Source organism: Rhizobium mongolense subsp. loessense, from assembly GCF_900099775.1.
In the GTDB taxonomy this organism is placed as follows: Bacteria; Pseudomonadota; Alphaproteobacteria; order Rhizobiales; family Rhizobiaceae; genus Rhizobium; species Rhizobium loessense.
In genome coordinates, this window is record NZ_FMTM01000020.1 from 21,080 (window position 1) to 39,819 (window position 18,740).

General features: G+C 59.7%; 18 protein-coding genes. 4 read left to right on the forward strand and 14 right to left on the reverse strand.

All coding sequences use genetic code 11. The features are described 5' to 3' along the window. Nucleotides 1-134 precede the first annotated feature (134 nt). The gene (locus tag BLP23_RS31775; RefSeq protein WP_092588661.1) at nucleotides 135-1,130 is read left to right on the forward strand and encodes a substrate-binding domain-containing protein; all 996 of its coding nucleotides are present in this window, start codon (nucleotides 135-137) and stop codon (nucleotides 1,128-1,130) included. A 50-nt stretch (nucleotides 1,131-1,180) separates the two neighbouring features. Here the strand turns inward: BLP23_RS31775 and BLP23_RS31780 are convergent, their stop codons facing one another. From BLP23_RS31780 to BLP23_RS31820, 9 genes are all read right to left on the reverse strand, one after another. Beyond that, nucleotides 1,181-2,446, reverse strand: a complete 1,266-nt coding sequence (locus tag BLP23_RS31780) for an ABC transporter substrate-binding protein (protein WP_092588662.1) — start codon at nucleotides 2,444-2,446, stop codon at nucleotides 1,181-1,183. Nucleotides 2,447-2,472: 26 nt separating this feature from the next. Continuing rightward, entirely contained in the window at nucleotides 2,473-3,309 is an 837-nt protein-coding gene (locus BLP23_RS31785; RefSeq protein ID WP_092588663.1) for a carbohydrate ABC transporter permease, read from the reverse strand. After that, complete coding sequence (locus BLP23_RS31790) at nucleotides 3,306-4,229, reverse strand: carbohydrate ABC transporter permease (protein WP_092588664.1); 924 nt, start codon at nucleotides 4,227-4,229, stop codon at nucleotides 3,306-3,308. Before BLP23_RS31790 ends, BLP23_RS31785 begins: the two co-directional genes overlap by 4 nt. Next, on the reverse strand, nucleotides 4,222-5,385 hold the full coding sequence (locus tag BLP23_RS31795) for an ABC transporter ATP-binding protein (RefSeq protein WP_092588665.1): 1,164 nt from the start codon (nucleotides 5,383-5,385) through the stop codon (nucleotides 4,222-4,224). The genes BLP23_RS31790 and BLP23_RS31795 overlap by 8 nt, the downstream gene beginning before the upstream one ends. Then, complete coding sequence (locus tag BLP23_RS31800; protein ID WP_092588666.1) at nucleotides 5,382-6,212, reverse strand: metallophosphoesterase family protein; 831 nt, start codon at nucleotides 6,210-6,212, stop codon at nucleotides 5,382-5,384. Before BLP23_RS31800 ends, BLP23_RS31795 begins: the two co-directional genes overlap by 4 nt. A gap of 216 nt (nucleotides 6,213-6,428) precedes the next feature. After that, nucleotides 6,429-7,268: a metal ABC transporter permease gene (locus BLP23_RS31805; RefSeq protein WP_092588667.1), complete on the reverse strand. Its 840-nt coding sequence runs from the start codon at nucleotides 7,266-7,268 to the stop codon at nucleotides 6,429-6,431. Continuing rightward, complete coding sequence (locus BLP23_RS31810; RefSeq protein WP_139187148.1) at nucleotides 7,265-8,122, reverse strand: metal ABC transporter permease; 858 nt, start codon at nucleotides 8,120-8,122, stop codon at nucleotides 7,265-7,267. The genes BLP23_RS31805 and BLP23_RS31810 overlap by 4 nt, the downstream gene beginning before the upstream one ends. Next, a complete protein-coding gene (locus tag BLP23_RS31815) occupies nucleotides 8,122-9,024 on the reverse strand; it encodes a manganese/iron ABC transporter ATP-binding protein (RefSeq protein WP_092588669.1) in 903 nt (300 codons plus the stop codon). The genes BLP23_RS31810 and BLP23_RS31815 overlap by 1 nt, the downstream gene beginning before the upstream one ends. Beyond that, nucleotides 9,021-9,935, reverse strand: coding sequence for a metal ABC transporter substrate-binding protein (locus tag BLP23_RS31820; RefSeq protein ID WP_092588670.1), 915 nt, complete (start codon nucleotides 9,933-9,935; stop codon nucleotides 9,021-9,023). The genes BLP23_RS31815 and BLP23_RS31820 overlap by 4 nt, the downstream gene beginning before the upstream one ends. A 257-nt stretch (nucleotides 9,936-10,192) precedes the next feature. On the opposite strand from BLP23_RS31820, the gene BLP23_RS31825 reads away from it, so the two are divergent. Continuing rightward, nucleotides 10,193-11,056 (forward strand): alpha/beta fold hydrolase, encoded by an 864-nt coding sequence (locus tag BLP23_RS31825; RefSeq protein ID WP_092588671.1) that lies wholly within the window; start codon nucleotides 10,193-10,195, stop codon nucleotides 11,054-11,056. A 40-nt stretch (nucleotides 11,057-11,096) separates the two neighbouring features. On the opposite strand, the gene BLP23_RS31830 is transcribed toward BLP23_RS31825, so the two are convergent. After that, on the reverse strand, nucleotides 11,097-13,100 hold the full coding sequence (locus BLP23_RS31830) for a putative bifunctional diguanylate cyclase/phosphodiesterase (RefSeq protein WP_092588672.1): 2,004 nt from the start codon (nucleotides 13,098-13,100) through the stop codon (nucleotides 11,097-11,099). Between BLP23_RS31830 and BLP23_RS31835 the strand changes: the two genes are divergently transcribed. Together BLP23_RS31835 and BLP23_RS31840 are read left to right on the forward strand one after the other, a co-directional pair. Next, on the forward strand, nucleotides 13,099-13,305 hold the full coding sequence (locus BLP23_RS31835; protein ID WP_092588673.1) for a hypothetical protein: 207 nt from the start codon (nucleotides 13,099-13,101) through the stop codon (nucleotides 13,303-13,305). The two genes, BLP23_RS31830 and BLP23_RS31835, sit on opposite strands and share 2 nt — an antisense overlap. 60 nt (nucleotides 13,306-13,365) lie before the next feature. Further along, complete coding sequence (locus BLP23_RS31840) at nucleotides 13,366-14,403, forward strand: class I SAM-dependent methyltransferase (RefSeq protein ID WP_092588674.1); 1,038 nt, start codon at nucleotides 13,366-13,368, stop codon at nucleotides 14,401-14,403. A 126-nt stretch (nucleotides 14,404-14,529) separates the two neighbouring features. Here the strand turns inward: BLP23_RS31840 and doeB are convergent, their stop codons facing one another. From doeB to eutB, 4 genes are read right to left on the reverse strand one after another with little or no spacing between them, the layout of a single operon-like run. Then, complete coding sequence (doeB, locus tag BLP23_RS31845; RefSeq protein ID WP_407691823.1) at nucleotides 14,530-15,513, reverse strand: N(2)-acetyl-L-2,4-diaminobutanoate deacetylase DoeB; 984 nt, start codon at nucleotides 15,511-15,513, stop codon at nucleotides 14,530-14,532. A 22-nt stretch (nucleotides 15,514-15,535) separates the two neighbouring features. Next, a complete protein-coding gene (doeA, locus tag BLP23_RS31850; protein WP_092588676.1) occupies nucleotides 15,536-16,717 on the reverse strand; it encodes an ectoine hydrolase DoeA in 1,182 nt (393 codons plus the stop codon). A 32-nt stretch (nucleotides 16,718-16,749) separates the two neighbouring features. Continuing rightward, nucleotides 16,750-17,742, reverse strand: a complete 993-nt coding sequence (eutC, locus tag BLP23_RS31855) for an ectoine utilization protein EutC (protein ID WP_092588677.1) — start codon at nucleotides 17,740-17,742, stop codon at nucleotides 16,750-16,752. Beyond that, nucleotides 17,739-18,740: a hydroxyectoine utilization dehydratase EutB gene (gene eutB / locus BLP23_RS31860; protein ID WP_092588678.1), complete on the reverse strand. Its 1,002-nt coding sequence runs from the start codon at nucleotides 18,738-18,740 to the stop codon at nucleotides 17,739-17,741. The genes eutC and eutB overlap by 4 nt, the downstream gene beginning before the upstream one ends.

Below are 18,740 nucleotides of genomic sequence, written 5' to 3' on the forward strand. Positions count from 1 at the left end.
TCAACAGCATCAGAGGCTGCCAAAGAATCGGACGTTGTCAGCGCAACCATGCGATTCGCACTGCGCATCAGAAGCGGATTTTGTGGTACTGAATGGCGCGGGATTTTCGATGATGTCATATTGCGGAGCATTTCATGACCACGTTGCAACAGGTGGCTTTTCGCGCGGGGTGTTCGCTTGCAACCGCCAGCCGGGTCTTAAACCGCAATGGTCCCGTCAGCGACGGAATGGTGCGCAAAGTACGTCGGGCAGCAGCCGAACTCGGCTATCGGCCGGCGGGACTTGCCGCTGGAAAACTTGGGCGACGCCCGGTTGTCGGCGTCCTGATACCGAGCATAACCAATCCGGTTTTTGCCTCATCGCTTTCCAGCATTCAAAATCGCATGCTGGTGGCCGGTCACGGCGTTGTAATTGCCCAGTCCAATTACGATCCGGGGCGCGAGGCTGACGCCGTTGCATCACTCCTGAACGACCGTCCAACTGGCCTGATCCTCACCGTTTGCGATCCGCTGACGAGTGCCGCCCTTTTGCCGTCCCTGCCGCCGACGGTTCTCCTCAACAACATGCCGACGCAGCGATTTCCCGCTGCGGTCACGGCCGATAACCGCAGCGCTGGACGCGAACTCACCGACTTTCTGATCGCTATGGGACACCGACGCATCCTCTTCGTATCGGGAAATTTCGTCGCGTCTGACAGAGCTAGATCCCGCTATGCCGGTCATGTCGACGCCATGCATGTAAGGGGCCTTACGCCGCTGGATGCGGTCGAGATCCCGTTTGTCAGCGGTTATGAGGAGCTCGATCTGCGCGAGGCGATGACCACGTTTTCGCCGACAGCGATCATCGCCTCCAATGATCTTCTTGCCTTCGGCGTCATCGGCGCGCTCAGGCGCGAGGGCTACTCGGTGCCCCGGGACGTTTCCGTCGCCGGCTTCGACGGTATCGCGATCGGCCGGCTGGTGGACCCGCCGCTGACGACGATCGAGATGCCCGATGCCAGCATGGGAGCGACGGCGGCCTCGCTGCTCCTCGATATCGCCGAGAACGCCGCCCCTGCCCGCCATCTCTATGTTGCCTATACGCTGCGCAAAGGCGGAACGGTACGCGATCTCACTCAAGATCCGTCATAGCAAAAGCCGCCGCATGTGTGATGCGGCGGCTTCGTGCTGAGGCGAACGGCTCAGCTGCGCGGCAGCATGCCCTGAACGTCGTCGGCTGCGTCGTCGAGCGCTTCCTTCGGCTCGGCAGAGCCGTCGACGATGCGCGAAAGGTTGTCGACGATCGTCTGCGTGACTTTCACGCCATTGCTGCCTGGGAAGGCATACCAGGGCACCATCACCGGCATCTGGCTCAAGCCCGCTTGGAAGAGCGGGTTCTGCTTATAGAAATCGCCAAGATATTCGGCCGACTTGGCGGCAAGTTCGTTGTTCGGAACATAACCCGTACCTGGAACGACGACGGAAGCGCCATAGGGGCCGGCAGCGAACTTGGCAAACTTCCAGGCGGCGTCCTGCTTTGCTTCATCCTGCGTCAGGATGACGACGGCATTGCCGCCCGTCGGCAGGCGCCCGTTGACCGGATCGATCAGCGGGATCTTGGCCGTGCGCAGATCGAACTTGTTGCCGACATTCTTGATCGTGTTGCGCAACGCGCCGGTCGTCTGGAATTCAAAACCGACCTTGCCGGCGGCAAAGGCCTGTTCACCGGCAGCCTTGGTGAAGACCGGCATGCCGCCTTCAGTGACCATGCGGTGCAGGATCTCGACGGCCTTCTGGCCTTCCGGGCCATTGAAGGCAACCTTGCTCTCATCCTCGTTCAGCATCTTGCCGCCGGCGCCGAAAAGCAGAGCCGAAAACATCCAGTCGTCGCCCTGCCAGCGGAAATCGATGCCGTCAACGCCGTTGCCGAGCGCCTTGATCTTGCCGCCAAGCGCAATGACCTCGTCCCAGGTCTTCGGCGGATTGTCCGGATCGCCGCCGGCTGCCTTCACGAGATCGGCATTGTAGTACATGATCGGGTTGGAGGTCGCAAAGGCGAGACCGACCTGCTTGCCATTGACTTGTGCAAGCTTGAGGATCGTGTCGGAGAAACCCTGCTCGGCCATGTTCCCGTCCTTTTGGACGAGCGGGCTCAGATCAAGACCGACGTTACGCTCGCTTAGCATGCGCAGGCGATTGAGGCCGACGAATGTGACGTCCGGCAATTCGCTGGTGCCGACCTGGCGAAGGATCGTTTGGATACCTTCTTCGTAAGTTGCAGACGGGCTTGCGAACTGGATCTTGATATCCGGATTTTCTTCCATGAACTTCTTCGAGATCGTGTCCATCACGTCCTTGAAGAAGCCGGGCATGGGGTAGTGAACCGTAAGCGCTGTTTCGGCACGAGCCGGAAGCGAAATTGCCATCGATACAGCCGCTACGGCGAGAAGCTTGGTGATATGTTTCATCGCTCGTTCTCCTTTGTTAGAACCGGTCAGCCTTTAAGACCGGTCATGGTGATGCCCTCGACGAAACGCTTCTGCGCCAGCAGGAAGACGGCAACGAGGGGAAGGGTAATGGTCAGCGTTGCCGCCATCAGCGCGCCATAGTCGTCGCCAGCTTCGGCGGCGCGGAAATACATCAGGCCGAGCGGCGGCGTCGCATAATCCTGCCTGCTGATGACGACCAGCGGCCAGTAAAGATCGTTCCAGTGGGCGACGACCGAAAAGATCGCAAACGCGGTCACTGCAGGCCAGGCGTTGGGAACGATGACGCGGGCGACGATACCGAGTTCCGACATGCCGTCGAGCCGGGCGGCATGGATGAGATCATCCGGCATGGCGCGAAAGAACTGCAGAAACATGAAGATCGCGAAAACCGAAATCGTAAAGGGCGCGACAAGGGCGGCATAGCTGTTGAGCAGCGAAGCGCGGTCGAAGGCCACATAAAGCGGCAAGGCAGTTGCGTGAATCGGCACCAGAAGGCCGAGCATGACCAAGACCATCATCATGCGTGCGGCGCGGAAGCGCAGCTTCGCCATAGCATAGGCGCAGGGGATCGCGACGAGCACCTGGAAGAAGAAGATCAGCCCGCAGACGACGACCCCGTTCCACAGCAGCCTTCCCATCGGCACGCGGCTCAGCGCCTTGGTGAAGTTCTCCACATAGGTGAAGTGCTCGGGGATCAGCGACAGAGATGAGGTGAAAATATCGCTCTGCGCCTTGCCGGCGGTCGAGATCATGAAGACGTAGGGTGCCAAAAACACAATGGCGCCAAGGCAAAGCAGTGCCAGACGGATAAGTCTGACGAGGGGAAAGGCGCTCGTCGTCATGTGTAGTGGACCCGGCGATCAAGAAGGCGGTACTGCAGGAACATCAGCACGACGAGGATTGCGAGAAAGACGACCGTCATCGCCGAAGCATAGCCGACGCGCAGGTAGACGAAGCCTTCCTGGTAGATGGTGAAGAGCAGCACTTCCGAGGCTTTGTTCGGACCACCTTCGGTCAGCGTCTTGACCGTCTCGAAGACCTTAACGGCGTTGGTGATGCTGATGGTGATGACAAAGAGCGTCGTCGGGCCGAGCATCGGCCAGGTGACTAGAAAGAAGCGATCGACTGCGGATCTGGCGCCGTCCACCTCGGCTGCGGCATAAAGCTCACGCGGGATCGCCGTCAGGCCAGCCAGGAAGAGCACCATATTGAAGCCCGCCGATTGCCAGACGCCGATGATCGACAAGCTGTAAAGCACCGTGCCGGAGCTGCCGAGCCAGTTCGGGCCGGAAAGGCCGACAAGCGAAAGCAGGGCGTTGAGCGGGCCGATGGTCGGATGGAACATATACTGCCAGACGGTCGCCATGGCGACGATCAGCGAGGCGACAGGCAGGAAGTACGCGGTGCGAAAGAAACTCCGCGCCGTGGTCTCGCTTTCGATCAGCATGGCAATGCCGAGCCCGAGGCAGATCGAGACCGGCGCGACAATTGCCGCATAGACCGCCGTGTTCCACAGCGACCTGCGAAAGGTGCGATCGGTGATCAGGTCAGCGTAGTTTTCCAAGCCGACGAAACGGAACGTGCCATAGCCGAGCTCGAAATCGGTGAAACCGAGGATGATGACGGCAACGACCGGCAGGAGCACGAAGAGGAAAAGCAACACGATCGCCGGCAGCGCCAGCATCCAGGCAATGCGGGCTTCGCTCAGCCGATGCGCTGCGGCCGGATCTCGCGGCATGGCCATGGAGGTGACGCTAGCCATGCGCCTTCTCCAACTTGGCATCGGCAGCAGCAACGACATTGCGCAGGCGCGAGCCGTCTTCGGCAAAGACCATGGCCCGTTCAGATGAGAGCTGAAGGCTGACAGGGACGCCGGCTGAAAGACCGGCGGCCCGCGCAGGCGAAAGCTTGACGATCATTGTCTCGCCGATCGCATCCAGCCGGCAATAGATGATGACCTCTGATCCCAGGAACTCGATCCGCTCGATGCATGCGGCAAGCCCGTCATGCCTGCTCTCGGCAAGGTGAACGAATTCTGGGCGAATGGCGACGGTGACCGGAGCTTTCGACTGCACCATGGTCTTAAGCGCCAGGCGGATCCCGCCAAACGCCACGATACCGCCTTCAGCAACCGCCGGCAGCAGGTTGATGCGCGGCTGGCCTATGAAGCGGGCAACCTCGATATGCGCTGGGTCATCATAGATTGCTTGCGGCGTCGCGAGCTGCAAAAGATTGCCGCCGATCATCACGGCGAGCCGGTCCGCCATTGAAAGAGCCTCCGCCTGATCGTGCGTGACATAGACGGTGGGTACGCCGGCGCGGCGATGCAGCTCGACGATTTCGCCGCGCGCATGGACGCGCAAGTTCGCATCAAGATTGGAAAGCGGCTCGTCCATCAGGAAAACGCTTGGTTGGCGTACCATGGCGCGGGCAAGCGCCACGCGCTGACGCTGGCCGCCGGACATCTGGCCAGGCTTGCGGTCCAGCAAATGGTCGATCTTCAACGATTTCGCCATCTCCCTGACGTCGCGCTCAATGCTTGCACGGATCGTGCGCTGGCCGGGCGTCAGCGGCCCCATAAATGGCAGGCGCTGCATTCTTGAGAGCCGGCGCATTGCAAGCGGCACGGAGATGTTTTGCGATGCCGTCAGATGCGGGTAGAGCGCGTAGGATTGAAAGACCATCGCGATATTGCGATCGGCCGCTGCCATCGCCGACACGTCGCGCCCGCCGATCACAATTTCGCCCTCGTCGGCCTGGTCGAGGCCGGCAAGGATACGCAATAGGGTGCTCTTGCCGCAACCGGAAGGACCGACAAGTGCGATGAACTCGCCGGGCTGCGCATCGAGGCTGACGCCTTTGAGGATTTTGCTGCCGCCGAAGGACTTCGTGATGCCGCGAAGCGAAAGCGCGCTCATTCGGCCGGCTCCTGCGTCTTTGCCGCATGCGGATAGACCTCGTGCACGACGTCGTCGAGAACATGCGAGGTCATGCCGGGAACCGCGACGGTGTGGCTTTCGGCATCATCGCCGAACTCGTGGACAACAGCACCGATCAGGCGCTTTCCCGGCATCTCACGCTCCATCTTGTCGATGATGAAGGCGGCCGACGGTCCCCATGTCAGCGCTGTCTGTTCGAAGCGTCCCTGCCAGGCCCAATGCAGATGGCCGCTGGCAAAGAGCGCGACGTCATGTGCGGCGATCAGATCATAAAGCCGGCGGCGCTGGGACGGCCTGACGCTCCAGTAACCGGTATCGCCTTCATGCGGCTCGTCGACGAAAAGCGGCTTGTGCGCAAAAAGCGCGACGCGCCGGCCGCCCCGGTCTTCCAAAGCCTTCCGGAGCCATTCGAACTGCGTTTCCTCCTCGTCATCCTCATGGCCGAGCAGCAGCGAATTAAGACCGACGAAGCGCCAGGAGCCTGCGTCCTCCAGCCATCGGTCCTCGCCGGCCAGCCGCCGCCAGCGCTGAAGCCGCTCAGTATTGACCGGCTGACGCGAGCCTGGGAGATCGCCGACATCGTGGTTTCCCGGAACGATAAGCATCGGGATGGAAGCCTGGCGCATGAGGCCCATCGAAAAGATGATGTCCTCGTCCAGATCCGCGCCGTCGACGCTGAGATCGCCGGTATGGATGATCAGATCGGCACCGGTTTTTTCGATCCATGTCAAAAGCGGCGCCCAATTGCCGTTGAAATGCGGCTTGTTCGGGCTGAAATGCGTATCGGTGATCTGAATGATTTTCATGGACGCGCCTCCGGGTGAGGGAAGCGTCAAACGTCCTTTTAGGCGAGCGGCGCTTCTTGGCGACCTCTCTAGAAGGCTCCCATGTCAAATAGGCAGCTGCGGTTTTCAGCTGTTTTTCAATTTTGTCATCAATCCGTCATGAAGCATCGTGTCGTCGCAGGATCGGAGGAGAGACCTCGCAGACCCCGCACTGTTTCTGGCCCGTCCCGCATCGACCTATTGCGGTGTCGTCTGCGACCGCCTCGTCCTTACGGTGACGGTAAAGGCCGCCGTAAACAGGATGGAGAGCATCAACACAATGGTCGGCGCAGGTGCGCTATCAATGAAAAACGACAGATAGATTCCAGCACCTGAAGCGATTAACGCAATGACCACCGACAGGATGAGCATCCTGCTGAAGCTGCGCGTCAGCAGGAAGGCAATAGCGCCCGGTGCAATGAGCATCGCGATGGCGAGAATAATTCCGACCGCCTTCAACGCGCCGACAACAGTCAGCGAAATCAGGCAGAGCAAGCCGTAGTGCAACAGATTGACCCGAAGGCCGACCGCCCTCGCCTGGGCCGGATCGAAGGCATGCAGCAGGAAATCCTTCCACTTGATACCGATGATGCCCGCAGTCATTGCCGCAATGACGGCCGCCTCGGCAATGTCGCGCCAGCCAACGCCCAGCATGTCCCCGAACAATATGTGATCGAGATGCACCTCGGACTGGATTTTGACGTAGAGCACCAGGCCGAAGCCGAACATGCCGGAAAACACGATGCCCATCACCGTATCCTGCTTGATGCGGCTGTTGTCTTTCAAAAAGCCAGTGGCAACCGCACACAACATGCCGGTGACGAAGGCGCCGACCGCAAAAGGGATGCCGACGATATACGCAATGACCACGCCGGGAAAAACCGCATGGGAGATGGCATCGCCCAGCAACGACCAGCCCTTGACCACGAGAAAGCAGGAAAGCAGCGCCGTCGGCACGGCCACAAACATCGAGATGACCAGCGCATTGACCATAAAGCCGAACTGGAAGGGCGAAGCCAGCGTCTCAAGGATATTCATCGATGGGCCTCGTGAACTTCGGCCGCCTTGCGACGCGCCGCCAGCATTCCATGTTTGGGCGCAAGGAAGAAGGCGACCAGGAAGAGGAGGGTCTGCAGCACGACGATGATGCCGCCAGTTGCGCCGTCCAGGAAATAACTCGCATAGGCACCGACGAAACTGGTCGCCGCGCCAATGACGACGGCGATCGCAAGCAGCCGGGGAAATCGGTCCGTCAGCAGATAGGCAGTAGCGCCCGGGGTCACCACCATACAGATGACGAGGAAGGCACCTACCGTCTGGAGGGCGGCGACCGTCGATGCCGAAAGCAGCGTGAAAAACATGATCTTGAGCGCAGTGGGATTGAGACCGATCGACCGTGCATGGGTCTCGTCGAAGAAGGTGACCATGAGATCCTTCCATTTGACGAGAAGGATGGCGAGCGAGACAAAACCGATGACGGCGAGCTGGAGAGTGTCCTCCGGCGTGATGGCGAGAATGTTGCCGAGCACGATGGTCTGGACGTTCACCGAGGTCGGCGACAAGGACACCATGAAGAGGCCGAGCCCGAAAAAGGAGGAGAAGATCAGGCCGATAATGGCGTCCTCTTTCAGCCTCGTGCGCTGGTTGAGGAAGAGCATCGCGGCAGCAGCAAGGCCGCCGGAGAAGAATGCGCCGACCGAAAAGGGCAGGCCCAGCATATAGGCGCCGGCCACCCCGGGGACGATCGAATGGGAAAGCGCATCGCCGATCAGCGACCAGCCCTTGAGCATCAGATAGCAGGATAAAAACGCGCAGACACCGCCGACCAGAGCCGACACCCACATGGCATTGAGCATGTATTCATAGGTGAAAGGCTCAATCAGAAGGGCCATCACCGCGAGCCTCCATTACCCCGTGGCTCGTGTGCGACGAACCGGCCGTCTTGCAGTACGAGCGGGCGTTCGTCGTCGGTCATCACATCGATCGGATGTGACTGGCCATCCTTAGCCTCGGTCAGCATGAAGTGGCGCAGCACGCCGCCAAAGGCCTTTTCAAGATTTGCCTGCGTGAAAGTCTCGGCAGTCGTGCCATGGGCGAGGACTGTGCCTTTGACGAGCACGGTGCGGTCGCAGAATTCAGGCACCGAGCCGAGATTGTGTGTGGAAACCAGCATGACCCGGCCCTCGTCGCGCAACTCGCGAAGCAATGCGATAATCTGGTCCTCGGTCTTGACGTCGACACCGGTGAAGGGCTCATCGAGCAGGATGACGCGGCCGTCCTGGGCAAGCGCTCGAGCCAGGAAAACGCGCTTCTTCTGCCCGCCCGACAGCTCGCCGATCTGACGCGTGCGGAAGTCGCTCATGTTGACGCGTGCGAGTGCCGACGACACAGCAGCGTGATCGGCCGCCTTCGGGATGCGCATCATGCCCATGTGGCCGTAGCGGCCCATCATGACAACGTCCTCGACCAGGACTGGAAAGTCCCAATCGACCTCCTCGCTTTGCGGCACGTAGGCGACGAGGTTCTTGCGGAGCGCCTCACTGACCGACATCCCGAGCACTCTTATGTCGCCCTTGGCAAGACGCACGAATCCCATGATCGACTTGAACAGCGTCGACTTGCCGGAGCCATTGACCCCGACCAGCGCGGTGATCGTGCCCATCGGGACCTGGAAACTCGCATCCCAAAGCCCAGTATGGCCATTGCGATAGGTAACGGTGGCGCTTTTCACCGCAATGCCCGATCCCGCATCGAAAGACGCGGGACGGGCAAGATTGCTGAGCGGCTCATTCATTGCGACAAGCCCTCGACAAGGCCCTTTTCGACGGTATCGGAGGTTACGCGGAGCAGATCGATATAGGTCGGCACAGGCCCGTCCTCCTCGCTGAGGGAATCGACATAGAGCACGCCGCCGTAATGTACGCCGGTTTCGCGCGCCACCTGCTTGGCCGGCTTGTCGGACACCGTGCTCTCGCTGAAAACGGCAGCGATCTTGTTATCTTCGACGGCATCGATCACCTTGCGGACCTGTTGTGGTGTTCCCTGCTGGTCGGCATTGATCGGCCAGAGATAGAGTTCCTTCAGGCCAAAGTCACGGGCGAGGTAGGAGAAGGCGCCCTCGCTCGACACCAGCCAGCGCTTGTCCTCGGGAATCTGCGCAAGCTTTTCTCGGATCGGCGTAATGGTCGCCTCGATCTTCTCTTTATAGGCGGCAGCGTTGGCCTCGTAGGCTGCGGCGTTCTTTGGATCGAACTTGACGAAGGCATCGCGGATGTTGTCGACGTAAATCAGAGCGTTCGTCGGCGACATCCAGGCATGCGGGTTGGGCTTGCCGGTATATGGTCCTTCGGAAATGCTCATCGGTTGAACGCCTTCCGAGACGACGACACCCGGAACGTCCCGGAGATTGACGAAAAACCTTTCGAACCAGCGCTCGAGATTAAGGCCGTTCCAGAGGATAAGTTGAGCGCCCTGCGCCCTTTGTATGTCACCGGGTGTCGGCGAATAATTGTGGATTTCCGCACCCGGTTTGGTGATCGATTCCACGATGGCGGCATCGCCCGCCACGTTCTTGGCCATGTCGGCGATGACCGTAAATGTCGTCACCGCCTTGAACTTCTCCTGAGCCGCTGCCGGCATTGCTGCGCCCGACACGATTGCCGCCGCGATCAGTCCGGCCAACAAGTGCCCTACCCGTTTCAACATGCCGTTGCTCCTTGCTGCGAATGATTTGCATATGCAGTCTTATGGAAAGGCCTCCATATTTGCAAGTGCGACTTATTCGCAATTATGAAAGCTTCGTGAAATTTGATCTGCGAGCCTGAAAGGGGCGGCGACATCTACCACGGCGCTGCCACCCGATTATCCGGAAAAATTTCCAACCCTTGCCTGTCGGATTGCACAAGGGCCCTTCGTCTTATCATCAGCATTGGCAAAACGCACGCAATAGAGAGGAAAGACCCATGTTCCGCACGGCCCTAATTACAACAGCCCTGCTTGTCACAAGCTCCCTCCTTGCCGAGGCCCAACCGGCGGGCAACCGCGTTAAGGTCAACGGCATGCAGATTTATTACGAAGTGTCCGGCGATGGCGATCCGTTGGTCGTGCTGCACGGCGCCTATATGAACATCCCCTCCATGGGAACAATTATCCCGAAGCTCGCCAAAACCCATAAGGTCTACGCGATCGAACTCCAGGGGCACGGCCGCACCACCGACATCGACCGGCCGATCACCTATCCCAACCTGGCCGAGGACGTGGCGGCCTTTATGGACGCGGTCGGGCTCAAGAAGGCCGACATATTCGGCTACTCCATGGGTGCGGCCGCCGGGCTGCAAGTTGCCATCCGCCATCCCGAAAAGGTGAACAAGCTGATCGCAGCCTCCGTCGCTTATGATGCTGAAGGCTGGCAGCCGGAGTTCAGGGCCTTCATCCCGCAAATGACGGTGGAAATGTTTGTCGGCATGCCGTTTGCCAAGGACTATCGCAAGCTTGCCGCCAATCCCGACGGTTTTCCCGCCCTGGTCAAGAAGCTGATCGCGCTCGAACACGAGCCGATGGCATGGGAAGCGGACGTCAAGGCGATGAAGACACCGGTGCTGATCATCACTGGCGACGCCGACGTTGCGACCCTCGAACATTCCGTCGCCATGTTCCAGCTGCTTGGCGGCGGCACCATGGGCGACATGGGCAAGCCGCTGCCGGCATCGCGCCTCGCCGTCTTGCCAGCGACGTCACACACGGCTGTCATCAACCAGCCCGAGCTACTGCATGCCTTCATCGAGCCCTTCCTGAAGGGCGAGACGCCGAAGGGCATGTTCGAGTAGCCTGCGCATCGCGCTGCCTTCCTAAGCCCAGGATCTCAGATCAGGAGGCTTGCGCGCTGTAGGCCAGGTTGTCCTCGGGCGTGGTCACTTCCACGGGTCGGCGCGCGAATTCCGAGGCTGGAACGGGTCGTCCCACGTGGAATCCCTGAACATCGTCAATTCGACATTCCCGCATCAGCTCGAGCTGTTCCTCCGTTTCGACGCCTTCTACAAGAATGCGATGCCCACGATTGCGGATGAGCCGGATTATATCGCGCAGCATGGATCTTCCACGCGCAGTATCGCTGTCGTGAAGGAAGGATCGATCAATCTTGACGGTGTCGAAGTCGATCAGGCGAAGCCAGGAGAGACCCGCAAAGCCGGTCCCAAAGTCGTCCAGCCAGATCTTGATGCCAAGCGCTTTCAGGTCGCTAATGCAACGGATGACATCCGAATGCATTTCCAGTTCAAGCCCCTCGGTTATTTCGAACGCGATCCTTGAGCCCATCACGCCAGTTTCGGAAAGGACGGCGGCGACGCAGGAGGCAAAACCAGGTGCTCTCAACTGGATCGGCGAAACATTCACGCTCACCAGTTCGACATGATTTGCAGCCAGCAGTTCCCTGCAAACGGTGCGCAGCGCCCAATAGCCAAGTTCCATTATCGCGCCGGATCGCTCGGCGACCGGAATGAAGAGACTTGGTGCCGCTGCAGTGCCGTCAGGCATGCTCAGTCGCATGAGAGCCTCAACCGCATGCACCTTGCCACTTTCGACCTCTTGAATCGGTTGATAGACAAGGGAGACGAGCTTCTGCGGCACGGCAACCTTCAAAAGCGCGGCTATGTGCGCCGTTTCGTCACCGCTTTGAGGATCATTCGGATCGAAAAGTTCTGCGCAATTGCGGCCATTTGCTTTCGCCGAGTAAAGAGCGCGATCTGCTTCGTTGATGATTTTCTCAAGTTTTGAACCAGATTCTGGTCTTGTGACTGCCGCGCCAACGCTGACCGTCACCACCGGCACCCCGTCGAGACGCTGCCCGTGCGCAATTTTAAGGTCTTCGACGGTTCGACGGAGTTTTTCAGCGAGATCCGCAGCCTCCACGTCGTTGCGCAGGGCAGCGATTACGATGAATTCCTCGCCGCCGTAACGCCCAATCGTCGCCCCGATAGGCGCCACAGCGTCGTCAAGAGCCGTCGCCACAGCAATGAGGCATTTGTCCCCCTCCTGATGGCCATAGAAGTCATTATACTTTTTGAAGAAATCGACATCGATCAGAAACGTGGCAAATTCGATCCCCTGCGTCTGCCATTTCTCCCAAAAGTCACGCAACTGCTGGTCGACGGCCCTTCGATTTTCCAGTCCGGTCAATGGGTCGGTATTCGACAGCCTCAGAAGTGCCTTTCCCCGCTCCGAGGCTTCCTGGTGCTGGAGGTCTGCCTCATGCGCGTTGAGGAAGACGTTGAAGCGTTCCTTGTTAAGCTTCCAGTTCACATAGGACGTGAATGTGAAACACGACAGGTAGAACGTCACGAAAGCGAGATCGTAGGAAGGCCCGGGACTGAAGACTGCAAGCGATGCAAGGAAAATCGCCAGCACCAGGCTCGATGCGATAACCGACAATGCAAAGCGGAAGCTGAAGAAGAGGTTCGCGCCCATCATGAAGATCGCGCCGAACACCATATAGTAGGACAGACTTTCAACTCTTGTCGTCAACAGCGTCGGAATGACCCATCCCGCATAGCCGAGGACCAAGGCGGCCGCGCATGTCAGATCGAGGTAGTTGGTACGAACGCCTCGCCGAAGTTGAACTTCAAGCACGAGCAGGGCTCCGAGCCCGACGATCACCCGCGCGATCGTGGTGAAGATCGCCACATCCGGAACAAGGAGCAGGTCGGTCACGAAGAACATCAGATAGACCGTGACTGCCAGCCAAAGGCCAGCGCGGGTCGATGCTCTGCGACGCTGATCGCCCTGTTCGAGATAGAGCGCGCGCAGATCGCAGGACTGATGAGCCTGTTGCTGCGCAAAGAGCGTTGTCTCGACTTCTGCCAGCGTGTGCCTCATGCACGGTTCACCCGAACTCATCGAAATTGAAGGGTTTCCGTCCGCTTCCGCGACGTCGAAACAATTTGCGGTCATTGCAGATGGCACAGCCAAGGTTATCGCGATGTTAGATATTGCCGATGAAGTTTTGGTTAAGCCCCAGGCCGGCACAAGGTTGCCGGATCACAATGGGTTACCAATTTTCAGCTATTGCGCCATTTTTTAAACTCTAGCGCGAGGCAATTTCTTTTTCTATAATTAGCTTAGTATTAACGGAAACAACAAAGTGAACCGATTTCAGACAGTTCTCGACGGAGTTAGCCTCGTTACCCCCGATCTCATCGCGGGAAGTTCAAAATTATCAGACAGCGGGTATCTGCAAGAACGCTTCATTGAAGGGCGTGCAGAACTGGCCATTTTGCTCGCCTTAAGCGAGCAACAATTCCAGAACCGCTTGCCACCGGAAGAAATCGTCCGCGATCTGACGACGCGGCTGAGTGCCCTGAGGCAAAAGCTGCCCTCCTCCGTCTGGCAGCGCCTCACGCCGATTGCGCGCGAACATCCCGTCGCGGCCTATCTTCTTGAAGATCCCCTGACCCGCTGGTCCTTCGAAAAACCTCGCGGCTACTCGGGCGACGCGCAACTTCTCGACTTCATTTACGAGCATCCGAGCATGAACCCGGCAATCGAGCAGGCTTCGGCTCTCGGACGGGATCTTTATGCATACACAAAGCAAGCTTCGTCATCTGTCGCTGTTCGCGAAAGGCGGAACCTTCTGACCGCAAAGGTGGACGCCATCGCGTCTGATCGGCCGGGCGACACCGAGATCCTGACGATCGCCGCTGGACATCTGAGGGAAGCGGACCAGTCGCAAGCGTTGCAGGACGGCGCGATCAGTCGCTGGGTGGCGCTCGACCAAGACCCGCTCAGTGTCGGGTCGGTGGCGCGCGACTTTGCCGGAAGTCCGGTCGAGGCCATCAACGGCTCCGTCCGCACGCTCTTGTCACGTTCTCAGCAACTGGGCCGTTTTGACTTTATCTACGCGGCCGGCCTCTACGACTACCTTGCGCACAATGTGGCGGTGAAGCTTACCGAACGTTGCCTGCAGATGCTCAAGCCCGGCGGTCAATTTCTGTTCGCCAACTTCGCGCGCGACATACACGTCGAGGGATATATGGAAACGTTCATGAACTGGGCCCTTCTATGGCGCTCTGAATCGGAGATGTGGTCGATTATAGGGGGCCTTCCAAATCAGGATCGGTTTGAAGCAAAGGTGGAGTTCGGCGAAAACAGGAACGTCCTCTACGCGACCCTCAAGACCTGAAGATCGACGCTGACGCGGGCGGCCCGAGACATAGGTCGCCTCGACCGGCTCTTGCCGGAGCGGCGGTCGTGACGAGGCAGCAGCAGCGCCGCGCCTTTGCGCGGCGCTTGAATTATCTCTGCGGGTTCAAACCGCCAGGACTGCGGCGCAATCGCCAGGTTTTATCAATCCCGGAAAATGCCGTGCAGCCAGGATGCCTGTCATTCTTGAACGGAGCTCGACGGGAAGACCGCCGGTTCTTCCGACCGGATGGATGCGAGCCACAACCTCACCCTTTTTCACGGCCGCGCCGAGGTCGACTGCAAATTCGACGAGCCCGGCTTCCTCTGCGAAGAGAAAGCAGTCTCCATCCGGCATGTCGAGCCATTGGGTGGGCTGCTCTTCGACAATGCCCTCAACGATGCCGGCATGCACGAGAACGTTCATCACCCCGCGTTTGGCAATAGCCGCGCTTTTCGCCGTCGCCGTTCCGCCGCCCCCGAGCTCGGTGGTGACGAAGATCTTGCCCATCTCCTCGGCGGCCGTGTCGTACATGCCCACGGCGTCGATCTCCAGCATTTTCATCGAGTAGGGCGCGCCGAACGCCTGAACGAACTCGAATCCCTTTGCCTCCTGTTTCTTGTCTGGAAGAATGTGGGCGGCGCAGAAGGGCAGAAAATCGAGTGTCCTGCCGCCCGAATGGAAGTCGAGCACGATATCGGCAAGCGGCAGAAGGACCCGCTGGAAATAATCGGCGATCTTCTGTGTGACCGTGCCGTCCGGCCTGCCCGGAAAGCTGCGGTTCATATTGCCCTTGTCGATCGGCGAGGTTCTGGTCTGCGACAGGAACGCCGGGTAGTTCATGGCGGGCACGATGATGACGCGGCCCTTGACGTCTTCTGCCCCAAGCGTGCGGGCAAGATCGAAGAGTGCGATCGGCCCTTCATATTCATCGCCGTGATTGCCGCCTGTCAAAAGAGCAGTCGGGCCTCGGCCGTTTCGTATGACGGTGATCGGGATCATGACCGATCCCCATGCGGAATCATCGCGGCTGTAGGGCAGCCGCAAGAAACCGTGCTGAACGCCGTCCGCCTCGAAATCGACGGTCGCACTCATCGGCGATGGGCGCATTATTGTATCGCTCCTCATCCCATCAGTCCTTGACCATCAACTTTCGCGGCACATTGGCGAGGCATTCGACGCCAGTCTTCGTGATCAGAATGCTTTCGGTCGTCTCGAAGCCCATGTCTTCGAGCCAGAGACCTGTCATGAAATGGAAGGTCATGCCGGGTTTCAATTCCGTCTTGTCGCCGGGACGCAGGCTCATGGTCCGCTCGCCCCAATCCGGCGGATAGGAAAGCCCGATCGGATAACCGGTGCGATTGTCCTTCACGATCCCGTATTTTTTCAGGACCGCAAAGAAGGCATTGGCGATGTCCTCACAGGTATTGCCGGGCTTTGCGACGGCAAGGCCGGCTTCCATGCCTTCGAGCGTTGCCTTTTCCGCATCGAGAAAAGCCTGCGTCGGCTTGCCGAGGAAAACGGTGCGCGAAAGCGGCAGATGGTAGCGATTATAGCAGCCGGCGATCTCGAAGAAGGTTCCCTCGCCCCGTTTCAACGGCCGGTCATCCCAGGTGAGATGCGGGGCAGAGGCCTCCACGCCTGACGGCAGCAAAGGCACGATGGCCGGGTAATCCCCACCGATCCCGTCGACGCCTCTTGTCCCAGCATCATAGATCTCCGCGACGAGATCGCATTTGCGCATGCCGACTTCGATCTTGTCGAAGATGCGCTGATGCATGGCTTCGACAATGCGGGCGGCATTGCGCATATATTTGACTTCCGTCTCGCTCTTGACTGCGCGCTGCCAGTTGACGAGCGCCGTCGCGTCGACGAAACGGGCATTCGGCAGATGCTTCTGGAGCGAAGCGAAGGCTGCCGCCGAAAACCAGTAATTGTCCATCTCGACGCCGATCGAACTTCTATTGAGGCCGCGGTCCGTCAAAATGCCGGAGAGGTAATCCATCGGGTGCCGCTCGGTCGACTGCACGTAGTGATCGGGATAGCCGATGATGTTTTCGTGTTTCAGGTAGGCGGTGAGCTTTGCGCCATTGGCGTCCTGCCCGCGACCGAACCAGATCGGTTCGCCGGACGGCGGCACGATCACGGCCTGATGCACATAGAAGGACCAGCCGTCGTAGCCTGTCAGCCAGGCCATGTTCGATGGATCGCTGACGATCAACAATTCGATGCCCTTGGCTTCCATCGCCTTTCGGGTCTTGTCGAGGCGGGCGCCGTATTCCTCGCGCGAAAATTTCAGTTTAGGCTCACTCATGGTCTCTTCTCCCTTGTCCGGTGCCGCACCGGTCAGCTTTCGAATATGGTTCCGGCGTTGGCGGCGTTGGCTCGCGCAAAGGCAAGCGTGGCGATGGCAGTGTCCTGTATGCCGGTGCCGGTCAGGTCCGCGATCGTGATTTGCGTGGCGTGCGAACGGCCCCGGCTTTGACCGGCTACGATCTGTCCGAGTTCCGGAAATGCCGCGTCGGCGGCAACCGTGCCTGTTGCGATCGCGTGGTGAAGTTCGCCCAGCCTGCGCGTCTGCTTCAGGCTGTCGGCGACATAGAGCGAGGCTTTGGCGATTGCGACGGGGTCAATCTCGTTCTTGTGTTCCGCATCAGAACCCATGGCCGTCACATGCTGGCCGGCCTCCAACCATTCGGCCTTCAGGATCGGCGTTTGCGAAGGCGTGGTCGTGACGATGACGTCGGCCCCAGCGACCGCATTCTTCGGGTCCGCCACCGCGGTGACGGCCAACCCAAGCGCCTTGGCGAGCTGCGCGGCAACGTCCTGCGCCTTGGCAAAATCGCGCGCCCAGATCCGCGCCTCGCGGATCGGCCGTACGAGCATCAGCGCCTCAAGCTGCAATTTCGCCTGCATACCCGCCCCGAAGATCGCCGCGACCTTCGAAGTCTCGCGCGACAGATGCTTTGCCGCGACGGCTCCCGCAGCCGCGGTTCTGACGTCGGTCAGGTAGCCGTTGTCGAGGAGCAGCGCTTGAACAAGGCCGGTTTTGCTGGAAAGCAGCACCATCATCCCGTTCGTGCTCGCAAGCCCGATTTTGGGATTGTCGAAGAAACCGGGACTGATCTTGATGGCGAAGCTTTCGATGCCTGGGACATAGGCCGTCTTCACATCGACTTCGCCACGATGTTCCGGAACGTCGAGCCTCAGGATCGGTGGCATGGAGACGGCTTTCGTCGCCAGCGCTTTAAAGGCGTCTTCGACGCAGCCGACGGCATCACGATCGAGGCCGATGACCTTGCGGAGATCTGCTTCCGTCAGAATGACCATGGAGCTCATGCCACATCCTTTCTGATAGGCGCGGTCGCGCCGTTGATCACACTTCGATGCTGCTCCATGTCGACATTGCGCCCTGACAGGATCGCAACCACCGGCCCGGTGATCTCGATCTTGCCGGCAAGCAGCGCCGCAATCCCGACAGCACCCGCTCCCTCGATCACCTCGCTTTCCGCGCAATAGGCATGACGCATGCCCGCGGCGATCTCCGGCTCGCTCAGAAGAACGACGTCAGCGAGCAGGTCGCGGCACATCGCGAAAGTGAGCTGGTTATGAAGGCCGATGCCGCCACCCAGGGAATCGGCAAAGCTCTCCTCTTCCTGGACCTCCACCGGGCGCCCTGCCTCAAGGCTTGCCTTCATGGCCGCACCCCGCTCCATGGTGAGGCCGATGATGCGAACGTCCGGATTGATCGCTTTCAGCGCGGCTGCGACACCAGACGCGAGACCGCCGCCCGACAGCGGCACGAGGACCGTTGCGGCCTCGGGGCAATCCTTGAAGATTTCCAGCCCGAGTGACCCCTGCCCGGCAATCACCCTGGCGTCATCAAAGGGTGGGACCGCGATCAGCCCGTCGTCTTGTACAAGACGGTCGACCTCCAACTGGGCGTCGTCCTGCGAGCGCCCGATGATGCGAACATTTGCGCCGAGCCGGCGGATCTCGGCCACTTTGTTTTCGGGAACCAGCCGCGACATACAGATCGTCGCCGTAGAACTCGCCGCCTTCGCGGCATGGGCAAGCGCGCGCCCGTGATTGCCGGTCGAGGCGGCAACGACGCCGCGCGCCTTTTCCTCTGCCTGAAGCGAGAGCACGGCATTGGTGGCGCCGCGCAGCTTGAAGCTGCCGGTAATCTGCTGGTGTTCGAGCTTCAGGTAGACGGCTGTGCCCACGCGCTCGCTGAGCGCGTCCGACCTTATGATCGGGGTTTTGCGGACCCGGCTGGAGATGCGCTCGGACGCAAGAATGATGTCCCGGAGGCTGACTGGCGAAGAAGTGGTCAT